The sequence below is a fragment of the Botrimarina sp. genome, from assembly GCF_040219535.1.
Taxonomy (GTDB): Bacteria; Planctomycetota; Planctomycetia; order Pirellulales; family Lacipirellulaceae; genus Botrimarina.
Genome location: NZ_JAVJSH010000029.1, coordinates 58,580 through 70,597 on the forward strand (window position 1 = coordinate 58,580; position 12,018 = coordinate 70,597).

The 12,018-nt window shown below is 68.3% G+C and carries 9 protein-coding genes; 4 read left to right on the forward strand and 5 right to left on the reverse strand.

Going from position 1 to position 12,018, the window contains the following annotated elements:
- Positions 1-54: 54 nt before the first annotated feature.
- Positions 55-3,057, reverse strand: a complete 3,003-nt coding sequence (locus RIC11_RS16460; protein ID WP_350213250.1) for an AsmA-like C-terminal region-containing protein — start codon at positions 3,055-3,057, stop codon at positions 55-57.
- A 790-nt stretch (positions 3,058-3,847) separates the two neighbouring features.
- Complete coding sequence (locus RIC11_RS16465) at positions 3,848-4,735, reverse strand: metallophosphoesterase (protein ID WP_350213252.1); 888 nt, start codon at positions 4,733-4,735, stop codon at positions 3,848-3,850.
- A 293-nt stretch (positions 4,736-5,028) separates the two neighbouring features.
- Between RIC11_RS16465 and RIC11_RS16470 the strand changes: the two genes are divergently transcribed.
- The gene (locus RIC11_RS16470) at positions 5,029-6,552 is read left to right on the forward strand and encodes a hypothetical protein (protein ID WP_350213254.1); all 1,524 of its coding nucleotides are present in this window, start codon (positions 5,029-5,031) and stop codon (positions 6,550-6,552) included.
- A complete protein-coding gene (lnt, locus tag RIC11_RS16475; protein WP_350213256.1) occupies positions 6,549-8,246 on the forward strand; it encodes an apolipoprotein N-acyltransferase in 1,698 nt (565 codons plus the stop codon). The genes RIC11_RS16470 and lnt overlap by 4 nt, the downstream gene beginning before the upstream one ends.
- Here the strand turns inward: lnt and RIC11_RS16480 are convergent.
- Together RIC11_RS16480 and RIC11_RS16485 are read right to left on the reverse strand one after the other, a co-directional pair.
- Positions 8,243-8,851 (reverse strand): hypothetical protein, encoded by a 609-nt coding sequence (locus RIC11_RS16480; protein WP_350213258.1) that lies wholly within the window; start codon positions 8,849-8,851, stop codon positions 8,243-8,245. The genes lnt and RIC11_RS16480 overlap by 4 nt on opposite strands.
- A 252-nt stretch (positions 8,852-9,103) precedes the next feature.
- Positions 9,104-10,132 carry a YhdH/YhfP family quinone oxidoreductase gene (locus RIC11_RS16485; protein WP_350213260.1) on the reverse strand — a complete coding sequence of 343 codons (1,029 nt, stop codon included), beginning with the start codon at positions 10,130-10,132 and terminating at the stop codon, positions 9,104-9,106.
- A 196-nt stretch (positions 10,133-10,328) separates the two neighbouring features.
- On the opposite strand from RIC11_RS16485, the gene RIC11_RS16490 reads away from it, so the two are divergent.
- Positions 10,329-10,583, forward strand: a complete 255-nt coding sequence (locus RIC11_RS16490) for a BON domain-containing protein (RefSeq protein ID WP_350213262.1) — start codon at positions 10,329-10,331, stop codon at positions 10,581-10,583.
- Between the two features lie 82 nt (positions 10,584-10,665).
- Here RIC11_RS16490 and RIC11_RS16495 read toward each other — a convergent pair whose 3' ends face one another.
- Complete coding sequence (locus tag RIC11_RS16495; protein ID WP_350213264.1) at positions 10,666-11,031, reverse strand: 4a-hydroxytetrahydrobiopterin dehydratase; 366 nt, start codon at positions 11,029-11,031, stop codon at positions 10,666-10,668.
- Between the two features lie 388 nt (positions 11,032-11,419).
- Between RIC11_RS16495 and RIC11_RS16500 the strand changes: the two genes are divergently transcribed.
- The gene (locus tag RIC11_RS16500) at positions 11,420-12,010 is read left to right on the forward strand and encodes a response regulator transcription factor (RefSeq protein WP_350213266.1); all 591 of its coding nucleotides are present in this window, start codon (positions 11,420-11,422) and stop codon (positions 12,008-12,010) included.
- Positions 12,011-12,018 lie beyond the last annotated feature (8 nt).

The window sequence follows — 12,018 nt, forward strand, 5'->3', positions numbered from 1 at the left end:
GGGCCGCGCTACCCTCAGGGTCCGGCGAGCTTGCTAGCACTGCCGCCGCTGCCGTCATTCGATTCCATCCCCGGCGCCGACGGCGGCGCCAGCTAGTATCACACGCTGCCCTTCCCGAAGGAGAAATCTCGCGACCTCCTCGCGAAACGTCTCGATCGTTTGGGGCCGCACGACAGGGTTCTCGACCGTGCCGGTCACCGCCACGACCAACGTCCGATCTCGCAGCAACTCGGTAACACTCAGCACGGCTGAAGCCGGCAAGAGCACACGGATCGCGTTCTCTTGCGCCAGCTGGGCGAAGTTGTTGGCGATGTCGCGGTAGTCTCCTGTCGCAACCAACGCCGTCAGGTCCAGCCGGCCGCTCGTGAGATAGACGTTTCCGTCCGCCCTGACCAGAGCGTTGTCGGCGCCGAGCCAGAACTCGTCGACGACAACCACGCCACGGCGGACGGCGCCGCGCGCGCGGCCGACGTCGAACTGCTCGGTCGCGAGCGAAACAGGCCCCAACAGCCGAGACACCCCGACCATCCCTGGGATCGCGGCGCCGCGCGTGTCGCTGAGCTCGAGGTCGTACCGACCGGCCAAGTCGGCGACCCCACGCACCGACTTGCCCCCGAGGGCCAGCCGCCCCGAGACCTCCCCGCTGGCGAGGGGGCTGGGTTGCCCGAGATCGCTCGTCAGGCGGAAAAAGTCCACCCGCCGCACGTCCCACTCGCTAGCCACGTCGAAGCCGCCCCGCCGCCCGGACGCTACCGACAGGTCGCCTTTCACTTGGCCACCGACCACCGACGAGCTGATCGTCGGCAAGCGGACGTCCCACCGCAGCGACGCGGGTTCGAGATTCGCGAAAAACGCGCTGTGGCCGTCGCCGACGCGGACGCCGTACGCCGCCAACCCGGTTCCGGTCATCGCGCCGCGCGCCCGCAAAGCCGTCCAGTCGCCGCTGACGCTGGCTGTCCCCGAGACCTTGCCGGCGAGACTCTCGGCCGGCTCGCCGATGAACCACAAGCCCCGGGCGAGGGCGATGCGCGTCGCGCTCAGGCGCAGGTCGACCCGCGGGTCGAGCCGCCCGCGCGCACCGGTCAGGTTTACCCGGCCATTCAGCCGGAAAGACCCGCCCGAGTAATCGCCTGTCAACGACCGCACGACCAGGTCGCCGTTCCGCGCCGTCGCTTCGATGGCGACGCCCCGCGCCAGCAACTCTCTGCCGTACCGCACGTTCGCCAGGTCGATCAGGATGCTCGCCTCGGCGCCGGACCACCCGCCGGCCGCCTCGGGGTTCGGGTTCAACGACAATCGGCCGCTGGCCTCGCCGGTGAGCCCAGCGTCGCGGCCGATCGTCGACCGGAGCAGCGGCGCGAGGGACACGCCGTCCAGTTCGAGGCGGGCCGGCGTCAGCCTTCGTTGAAGATCGGACCAACGGTCGCCGGCCTGCGGCGTCGCGATGGTTCGTACGTCGACCGAGCCGCCGAAGACCTCGCCGCTCGCTTGCAACGAAAGAGAGTCGTCGGTGGACGCGACCTCCACGCTAAAGTCGCCGACGAGCGCCTCCCCAAGGCGGATGTCCGAGGCGCTCAGCTTGGCGGTCCCGCGGTGGGCGCTGGGGGCGGAGAGCTTGGCGATCGGCACACGCCAGTCGATGTCGCCGGCGAAGGTAGCGGACGCGACCGCTGGGTAGCCCTCGACCACGGCGACGCGCACCTCTGGCCGCACGCCCTCCAGTTCGAGGTCGGCGGTCAGTTCGCCGTTCTCGTCGCGCGGCAGGTTGGCTTGCCCGGAGACCCGCCCGCCGAAGACCGCCGCCGAGAGCGAATTCAGCTCGAAGCGTTCCTCCGTGAGCCGGTAGTCCGAAGTGATTTCTCGCAGCATGAAGCTAGAGGGCAGCTCCTCGGCGTCGCGCTTCGGCGTGAGTGCGAAGCTATCGGGCGTGAAACGCAATCGGTGCTCCAGCATCCCCAGCTCGACGCCCGCCACACGCAACGACGGCGACGCCACCGCCCCGTCGACCTCCCACCGCGAGCCTTCTAGTGTGTCCGCGAATTCGCCCGACGCGCGGACGCGGAAGTCGAGTTTCCCCTGAGCGATGGGCCGGCCGAAGCCGACGTCGCGATCCGTCGCTAGCGCGACAGCCTCGGCCAACGGCAGGTCGTCGCCGACCAGGTCGAGAGAGAACGGCCCCCTGCCGGTAAGGGGAACGTCAACCCGGCCGTTCAGCCGGATGCTCGGTTGCTGACGCCCGGCCGAACCGGCCGCGAGGTCGAGCGCGTCGACGGTCAGCCGCCCGTCGCGGATCGCTAGACCCTTCAACTCCACGTCGGCGGCCGGCAATCCGGCGACCCGCACGCCCCGCCAATCGAGCGCGCCCGACAGGCCGTAGGTCTCGATGTGGCGGATTGCCTCCAGCGGTGCGCGGAAGCTGACGTTGCCCGAGGCCCGCCCCCCCTCGCGCACGAGGCCGACCCGGTCCGACGCGACTTGGGCTGCCAGCTCGACGAACGGCTGGAGCGGCAAATCGCTCACTCTCAGTTGGGCCGTCACATCGCCTCGGGGCGACAGCTCGACCGAGCCCTCCCCCGCGATCGCCCCCGCGGGGACAGCGCCGCTGGTCTGTCCGATCGCGGCGGTGAGCCGGCTGAGCGTCGCTACGCCGTCGCGGTACTCGACTTCGGTCCGAAGATCGCGGATCTCCGTATCGTCGATCGACAGCCGCGGGCTCGTCAGCTCGCCGTCGAACCGATACGCGGCCGCCTCTCTTAGCGCGTTCCAGGGAATCCCGATCTCGAACCGCGCGGTGACCTGTCCCCGGGCGTCGACGCCCGGGTCCAGGCCGATCGAGCGCAGCCTGCTAAGGAGCTTGCCGACATCGACGTCTTCGAAGTCCCAGTCGGTCGTCCAATAGCGGCGCTTGGCATTGTTCTGTTGCTGCGCGTCCTCCGCCTCGTCGGCCGCCACGGCGCCCGGCGCCGCCAACAGGCAACCGACAAAAAGGCCTGCCCGGGCGAGGCTTCTGGTGAGACGATTCGCGGCGGATTCGGCGTGGTGTGGTTGCCCAGACATTGGGGAGGCTACGAAGAAGGGATAGAACGCCAAGCAGGCGCCCCCGGCGAATCGCAAGCGTCATGCCGCCCCGCCGGAATCGACCATGCTCCTGCCACTCGGCGAATAAAAGGCGGTCGCTTCCGCAAGCAGCACGCAAGCCGCTGCCTGGGCTCCCGCGAGTCAGTCCGACGACGCACACGCGCCCCGGGCCGACCGAGGTCCTCGTAATGCCGGAAGAGTCAATCCTAGTCCGCCGCGAGGTTGACTTCAGGAAAACCGCCGGCGCCACATCAGAGTCAGGCCTTCTGCAAGCGACCACGCGAAAGCCTACGGCCACCCAGTTTTGAGGTAGGCGACCGCGTTTGGCGAGTCCGTGGGCGAGAGGCCACGCGGACTCGATCGGTTGCTCGTCGACCGGGTTGTCGGCTTTTTTAAGGCGACTCCGTCTCGCCCAGATGGGATCGCACGCCCGGTTCGCGCGCTGAATGGATGCTAGCGACATCCTGGCACGGGGTGTGCTCTCTTCATCTACCGAATTGACGAACAGCTCGACTCAAACCAAGGAGATAAAGCCATGCGCCGCTTGTTCAGCGCTCTTACCTCGATCTTCCGAGTCTTCTCGCGCGGACGCCGCCGTTCGCACACAACCCACACGCGACGTCGCAGCGTCATCTGATGACCGCCGGACTTGATTGCTCAGACGCGACGGGCCGCTATCCCTCTAGGGACAGCGGCCCGACGTGATTTCTTTTCCCGCATCACGCACGGCGGCTAGCACGGCATGAGGATTCGTCGCCGCTTCGGGCGGTCACGCTTGCTCGAGCGTGAACACCGTCACCTCGGGACGCACGCCGAAGCGGATCCTCCGCTTGTACCCCAGCCCGCGGTTGACGTAGAGATCGCGGCCATCGGCCAAGTGGATGTGGCCCTCACAATACCGCCGGTTTCGCACGGGCAGGACCGGCGCGCCGACGAAAGGAAACTGGCACTGCCCGCCGTGCGTGTGGCCAGCAAGGATCCAACCGCGGAAATCGCCCCAGTCGCTCCGGTCGGCCACGTCCGGGTTGTGCGCCAGATAGACGGCCGGGCGAGACGCCTCGACGCCTAGAAGAGAACTTCCGACTCGGCACTCGTTGCCCCATAGGTCGCCGCAGCCGGCGAACTGCAGCCCGTCGATCTCGACCGAATCGTTGCGCAACAGCCGCACGCCCAGTGAGTCGAGCGTGTCGGCCAGCCGATTTGCGTAACCGATGTTGCCGAACGTCTCGCCGTAGTCGTGGTTGCCCAGAACCGCGACGGTCGGCACGTCGGCGATCGGACCCTCTCGGAGCGTGCGCGCGGTGAGGTCGGCCTGCACGCCCCCCAAGCAGGTCATGAAGTCGCCGGTGATCGCCAAGTAGTCTGGTTGCAGGCTTGCCAATCGGCGGAGAGTCCGGCGGAGATAGTTGTTGTCAACGATCGGTCCCACATGCAGATCGCTGATCTGCACGAGCCGTTTGCCGACCAGGTGCATCGGCAGCCCCTCGAAACGCATCGCGTGGCGCCGGACCGCCACCCAATGCGGCTCGATCCACCACGCGTAGCCGCCTGTCCCGACAGCGGCGGCCGCGCCCGCCCCGACCGCGCAACGCAGCCAGCGCCGCCGGCTCATCTGCGGAACCTGGCGCAGCTGATTGTCGGCTGAGTCGCTAGACATTGCGGGGGACTGGTAGCAAGGAGGCGGGCAGGCATGAGGGGGGGGCGGGAGCTGCTACAAGACGGGGAAGCCGCTAACGGCCTCGCGGGATCGGTCGAGCTTTCCTGCCGGCAGCGTCGATCGGGCCCGCCGCGCGGTCGCGGGGACGGGGCCGAAACCCTAGAATGCGGTCGCGAGTTTGCAAGAAGGTTGTCGCTCAAATAGGCCGAAGTCGGATGCAACACGGTCGTACTTCCCGCACCGTCCCGCCAGGGACGACCGCACGCCGCCGTTCCGCGGCAAGAGCCGCGTGGGTGGCCGTGCTCGCTGGGTTGGTCGTAGGCTGCCCGGCAGAAGTTCCTTACGAGGCGCCAGAAGAAAGCGCGGCAATCGAGGACACCTCTGTTCCCGCCGCTGCCCCGCCGACGCGGGACCCAGCCGCGCAGCGGACCGACGAGTCGCCCGACGGCGCCGATGCCGCGGCGAGCCCCGCCCCCGGGCCCACCGGCGCGGCGCCGTGGCAATCAGCCGACAGCGACGAAGCCCCGCCCGACGAAGCGCGGGACCTGTTCAGCCTGGCCGAAGGGGCGTCGACCGAACCCGAGGGCGAAGAAGCCTCCGCGAGCGCCCCGTCCGACGCTCCCGCCGCCGCCGATGACGACGACGGCTTCGGCGCTTTCCTCGACCGCGAGTACGCCAACCTGCCGACGAGCAACCGCCAGAACGGGCAGCGCAGCAACGCCCCGCCCGCAGACGGCGAACCCGGCTCGCCAGCCCCGTCGCCGACCCCCGACGCTGCCGCTGCGACCGACGCGGCGCCCCGTTCGGCCTACGGGCCGCCGAGCGACTCGCCGGACCCTGAGGAACCAATGGCCCTCGCGGATGGAGGGACCGCCCAAACGCCCGAGGACCAACCGCCAGCGAGCAACGCCGGCTCAAAGCTCCCTTGGGACGAGGGACCGCTCGAGGCCGCCGATCAAGCGACGAGTGAGTCGAAGTTGCCCGACTGGATGACCGCCGACGCACCCCCGGAGCCAACAAACGGCGACCCCACCGACCTCCCTGCCGACGGCGGCCCCGAGGCCGAAGCGACGGCGGGAAGCACGCCTGCGGCCGATGACGCGTCGCTAGCCGAGCTGCCTTCCGGGGCGCCGGAACTTCCGGACGATTTCGGAGAACCCGCGGGAGGGGCGCCTGCCAGCGATTCACCGCCGGCCGAGCCGGACCAAACAGATCTCCCCGGCGCCGCGCCGGCTGAGCCGCGTGTCGCTTCCGCGGGACCGACGCCCGGCGCGCCGCGAGGCTCCTCGACCCAGGCGGCCGAGCCGCTACCGGCCGTCCCGGTGCTGCCGTTCAACACGCGGCACCTGGCGTGGTTGCTCGGGTCGAAACTCGGCCTCATCGAGTTGGCCGCGCTCGATGGGGGAAACCCCGAGGACGTCGCGGCGTGGTCGGCGGATGTCGAGCGTTTGGCGAAAGAACTCGGCGTCGCGCCCCCGGCCGGGGCCCCTTCCGAGGGAGCGGCCGCTGAGCGTGTCGCCGGTCTGATCCAGGCGGCCGGGAAGACGGGCGCCGAATTGGCGCGCGAGCGCGGCGTCGATCACGCGGCGCTGTTCGAGATCGCGGTGAAGAGCAACGCCCTGCTCGCGATAGCGGAGCGGCGCCCGGACCTCGCGGCGCCCGTCGCCGACGCGATCCGCGACGCTGCCGACAGGGCTCGGCTGCCCGGCTATGTGTGGCGCGACGCGGTCCAGGCGCTTGCCGGCCAGCCAACGCCGGAGCAAGCGACCGACGCGGTGATGAAGCTGCACCGCCAGGTGGAGTCGTACCTGCGTTGACGATTCCCAGCACGGATGCGCCCGACCCTCCCCCCGCCGACCCAAAGCGGGTGCTGTTGCGAGCCGCGGCAGCCGCGGTGGTCCTCTGGTTGGCCCAGCCGCCGGTAGGTTGGCAGCCGCTCGCTTGGCTGTCGCTCGCCATCTGGGCCGACTTGGCCGCGTCGCCACGCCGGTGGGGACGCACAGCTTACGCCGCCGTGTGGCTGGCGGGCGTCCTCTACTGGCTGCTCGCCGTGTGGTGGGTCACGCTGCCCCACCCGCTGACGAAGTTCGGCTGGCCCATCTTGGCGATGTATCTCGGGCTCTACACGGCCGCTCCGGTCGTGGTGGCGCGGGCGGCTTATCGCCGCTGGCGAGCGCCCGTCTGGATCGCTCTGCCGATCGCCTGGACCGGATTCGAGCTTGTCCAAGCCAGGTTGTTCACCGGCTTCCTGATGGGCGCTGTCAGCCACTCCCAGTCCGAGCAAGGCTGGCTCAGATCGATAGCGGCCTACACGGGCGCTTACGGTGTGACGTTTTGTGTTGTCATCGTCGGGAGCCTGTTGGCCGCTGCGGTGCGTGCGCGAGGGGCCAAGCAACTCGTCACCCGTTGGGCGGGCGTGCTGGCAGCGGCCGCGTGCGTCGCGGCGGCGGGGTGGGCGGCCCGATCATCCTTGCCGCTGCGCCAAGGCTCCGACGACCCGCCCACCGTCGCGCTCATCCAAGGCGACTCGCGTGCGGTGTGGGACGCCGACCCGGCAGAGAAGAACCGGCGGATTATGGACCGGCAGACTGCATTGACCCTCGAAGCGATCAGCCAAGCCGCCGCGGGCGTCGACTTAGTCGTGTGGCCGGAATCGATGTTCCGCCCCCCGATCGTCACCTACGGAGGAGCGTTCGAGCCCGGCGGGAGCGCCGAGCCAGACGAAATCGCAGCCGTCGCCAACACGCGTGTCTGGCTTCAATCGCTCGCCGAGCGAGCGGGCGGCGCGTGGCTGCTAATGGGGGCCGACCGCTTTGAGCAGGGGGGCGATCGGCCTTCGGTCTACAACAGCGTCGTGCTCGTGGGGCCCGATGGTCGTCTCACGGCCTCGTACGACAAGAACCACCTCGTGCCATTTGGCGAGTACATCCCGCTGGCCAGCGGCTTGCCGGCTCTCTACTACCTGACGCCTATCTCGGGCGGGTTGTCGAGCGGCGATGGCCCGGTTGGGATGACGCTCGAACACGGCGACGGCGAGACTTTCGCTCTGTGCCCAACGATCTGCTACGAAACCGTCGTGCCGCACGTCGTGCGCAGCCACGTAGCGTACCTAACTCGCCAAGAGCAGCGCCCGGACGCGTTGGTCAACGTGACGAACGATGCGTGGTTCTGGGGGTCGAGCGAATTGCCGATGCACCTGGCATGCGGGCAATTCCGTGCGGTAGAGAACGGCCTGCCGATGCTCGTCGCCGCCAACGGCGGACTCTCTGCGGTCGTCGACGCGACCGGCGCTGTCGTGGCCGTAACCGAACCGATGACCGAGGCCGTCATCGTCCACAGCGTGCCGCCGTCGACCCGGCAGCCGACCCTCTACAGCCGGTGGGGCGACTGGTTCGCTGGGGGATGCCTTGGGCTCACGACCTTGGCGGCTGTCGGCGTGCTTGCGAGCCGGCGTGGAGCGACACGGCGCCAGCGCCCCCGGGCCGCGAGCGAAGCCGAACCAACCGCTTAACGCCGGCGCCGCGGATAAAAGTGCGAGTAGTACCCGAAGGTCGTCGTGTGGCCTGTCGCCATCATCTGGTCCGACCCCTGGGGGTTGTAGTCGGGCCGCGCCGAGATCTGCTGCACCCGCTGGTTGAGCTGGTACGTCTGCCGAGACACGTTGTCGTTGAACGCCTGCTGCTCCAGCCGCGGTCGCACCAGCGTGTTGTAGTTGTCGAACGACGCCGCCCCGGTCAGGTTGGTGTCGAACAGCCGCAGGTAGGGGCTCACCGTTGGCGGGCGGGTGATGTTGGTGAACGGCTTGGAATCGCTGATAGCCGTTGGGCCGAAGGTCGAAACGCCACCCGACCGAAACGCGCCCGTCCCGCTAGAAACCGACGTGTTCTGAACCTGGAAGTTTCGGACCCCGTCGCTGGCGGCCTGCGAGCGCGTGGAGTTCAAGTTCTGAGTGATCACGCGGTCGACAGACGGCGGCGCCAGACGCTGCCGCATGTTTTGCAGCATCCGGTCCGACGCGGTCAGCGATGACTGCGGCTGGGCCGAGGCGAACCCGGCGCCCAGGCTCACGAGGAAGGCCATCATCGTCGCGTACGCGATCGTTCGCCGGATAGCCATCACAACTTCCTCCCCGTTCGATCGTCGTATCGACCAAGCCGTACCAACATGCCCCCCCCGCCAGCAGGGGGAGCGCACCGCGGCGGCGGCGCTGGCCGGCAATCCTAGTATACGTCTGCAAACCGCTTGCCGTTCGGACCTATCAGCCTCCTTCGGCCCGGGCACGGCCGCGGCGAGACCCGTAGTCGAGCCGATCACCCGGTCGGCACGACCGGCACGACCGGCGCCCGAGTAAGCGGCCACCGCGGGGATTCATCGCAACGCGGCTTCGCTGGTCGGCCGCACGAGCGTCCGCCCGACATGCCGGCCGCTGAGGATCCGTGCGACCGCGTCAGGCAGCTCGTCGAGCGTGACCGTGTCGACGAGCTCCTGGGGCAGGTCGACCCGCCAGGGACCGGACAGCCGACGCCAGACCTCTAGCCTCGGCTCGCGTGGACACTTCGCCGAATCGACTCCCGCCAGCGTGACTCCACGCAGGATGAAGGGATACACGGTCAACGGCAGTTCGGCGCCGGCCACCAAGCCGCACGCGGCGACCACCCCGCGGTGGCGGATGCTGCGGACCAGGGTCGCCAGCGGCGCGCCGCCGACGGTGTCGACAGCGGCCGCCCACCGTTCGCTCAGCAGCGGCGCGTCGGACTCCCCCTCGAGGACGTCGCGACCGACGACCTCCGCCGCTCCCAGCCCCCGCAGCGTGTCGGCCTGCGCTGGCTTGCCGGTCACCGCGACCACGCGGTACCCCAACTTGGCCAGGATTGCCACCGCGTACACGCCAACCCCGCCCGTCGCCCCGGTTACCAGCACGTCACCCCGGCCGGGTTCGACACACCGCTGCACGGCCATGACGCACTGCGCGGCCGTGAACCCCGCCGTGCCGTACGCCATGGCCTGAGCCGGGGACAAACGGTCCTTGATCGAGACCGGCCAATCGGCCGGGACTCGCACCAACCCGCTGTACCCCCCCCAACGCGCTGCGCCCAGGTCGTAACCGGTAACGAGGACCGGGTCGTCAGGCGCGAAACTTGCAGAATCACTTTCGAGGACCCGACCCGCGCAGTCGATGCCCGGCACGTGCGGGAAACGGTTCACGACGCCGGGATGGCCCTGGCAAGCCAGGGCGTCCTTGTAGTTCAGAGAAGAGCACTCCACCTCGATCAGGACCGATGGTCCATCGACCGGCGGCAGGTCATCGGTGGTGAGTTCCCTGACGCCCCCCCCGTTGGCGGCGTCCGACTTGTCAGTGGCCTTATCGACGACCCACGCGGCGAAGGATTTGCTCACTCTGTCTCGCTCCTGCCGGGACCCGGCCGAGGACGGTTGGTCTTTCGGACCGCTAGCACTGGCCTAGCAGCGTAATTCAAGAAACTGGTCTTCCCTACACGCGTGATGCAACGCAACAACTAAGTCGTGCGGAGCACGCGCTCGCAGCAAGGGCTCCGCCCCTCTTCTCTTGTCTTCCGGAACAAGGCACGTATCGATGGTAAACAAGCATCTCATCCACCAAGCGGAGCATCGGCTCGGCGCCAGCTCGCACCTCTTCTTGCGCCACGTCGAGTGCCGCTTGGAGGACGACGCCCTCTGCCTCACGGGCAAGGTGCCGAGCTTCTACCTGAAGCAGACTGCCCAGAGCCTCGTCCAGTCGGTCGATGGCGTCGAGCGGGTGGTCAACCGGCTCGAGGTCGTCAACCCGTACGGCGTCAGCAGCGAGCCGGCGGCAACCGCAACGGCCTGAGCGCCGAATGCCCGTCGCGCGCGATCTGTCTCTGCGCAGGCCAGGCGCTCGGCCCCGGCGACCGCTTGGGCCGTCGGAGCGCTCACTCCTGCTTCAGCTCGATCGGCAGTTGGTCAATCTTCGCCGCGAGAATGAAGTCGTTTTCTGACAGGCCGCCGATCGCGTGGGTCCAGAGCTCGACCGACACCTTGCGGAAGCTTTCCAGGTGGAGGTCCGGGTGGTGGCCGTCCTCCTCAGCCACTTCGGCGCACCGCCGAAAGAACGCGATGCCCGCCATGAAGTTCTTGACGGTCCACTCCTTCCGGATCCGCTTGCCGTCGTCGGTCAGTCGCCAGCCCTCGAGCCGCGCCAGTTGATCGCGGGCTTGGTCGATCGGGCAGGGATCGACCCCTCCCTCGCAAGGCTTGCACTTCTTCTGGACCAGTTGCTCGGCGCTTTCGGCTGCCATAGGGGCGGCTCCTGATGATCTGAAGGCATGGGTACGCGAGTTTATACGCGAGTTTACAGGACCAACCCCGTCGCCGGTTGTCCCGACCTCCCGACACCGCAGAGATCGTTCTCGTGCGGGAGTCCGAGGACAAGGCGTGATTGAGCAAAGAAAACTGAGCAAATTTGGGTTTTTCGACCCCAACACGGTGACAAATGGGTGGCGCCGAACTCTCCGCTGATTTCAACGCTGTGTCGCAGTAAGTGCTTTTAAGGAATCATCTTGCGGCAACAGGAAACAGTTTCGTCGGCTGCTGGGAGGCCGTTTTGCGAATATTGCGTGGAAGTCAGAAGCGTGCATCTTCGGAGCGACGAGCCACTGAAGCCGCCCTTGCCGACCACGCCCGCCGATGTCGATCGCCAGAACCCACAGAGCGCAGATTTCTGTGCTCGTTGGCCTGAGGCATCAGCTGGATTCCGAGGCGTTCGCCGCCCGGATCAGCCGCGAGGCCGGCTACACGGCCGAAGCGGCGTCTGATACCATGCATTCGGGCGCCCCGGAGATGCACGTCGCGGTGTACGACGTCCGCCTGCTCGACCGGTGTGGCGGCTACCACGCCGAGATGTTCGGCGCCAACACCCTGGTGCTTGTCGACCCAACCGACCCGCGACAGTCCACCGCCGGCTGCGCCTGTTGCCGGAAGTTCTCACGATCCTCCGCTTGGCCGCGGCTGCTGGACACCCTCGCTTCGGTCGCGGGGCGCACACCCGGCTGTGTCGTTTCGCACGACGGGGCCCTGAAGTCCCTCACCCGCCGCGAGATCGATGTGCTCCGCCTGGTGGGGCTCGGCAAGACCGTCAACCAATGCGCCGAGGAACTCGGGGTCGCCAGGAGCACCATCGGCAACCACAAGTACCGCCTGATGCGGAAGCTGGGCGTCTCGACGTCGCTCGAACTGCTCAGGATCGCGGTCCGTAACGGCCTGGTGGACTTCGAGTAGCGAGCGCT

Excerpts from the sequence above, each read along its gene's own strand:
- RIC11_RS16460 (WP_350213250.1), bottom strand. The coding sequence starts at position 3,057 with ATGTCTGGGCAACCACACCACGCCGAATCCGCCGCGAATCGTCTCACC.
- RIC11_RS16465 (WP_350213252.1), bottom strand. The coding sequence starts at position 4,735 with ATGTCTAGCGACTCAGCCGACAATCAGCTGCGCCAGGTTCCGCAGATG.
- RIC11_RS16480 (WP_350213258.1), bottom strand. The coding sequence starts at position 8,851 with ATGGCTATCCGGCGAACGATCGCGTACGCGACGATGATGGCCTTCCTC.
- RIC11_RS16490 (WP_350213262.1), top strand. The coding sequence starts at position 10,329 with ATGGTAAACAAGCATCTCATCCACCAAGCGGAGCATCGGCTCGGCGCC.
- RIC11_RS16495 (WP_350213264.1), bottom strand. The coding sequence starts at position 11,031 with ATGGCAGCCGAAAGCGCCGAGCAACTGGTCCAGAAGAAGTGCAAGCCT.
- RIC11_RS16500 (WP_350213266.1), top strand. The coding sequence starts at position 11,420 with ATGTCGATCGCCAGAACCCACAGAGCGCAGATTTCTGTGCTCGTTGGC.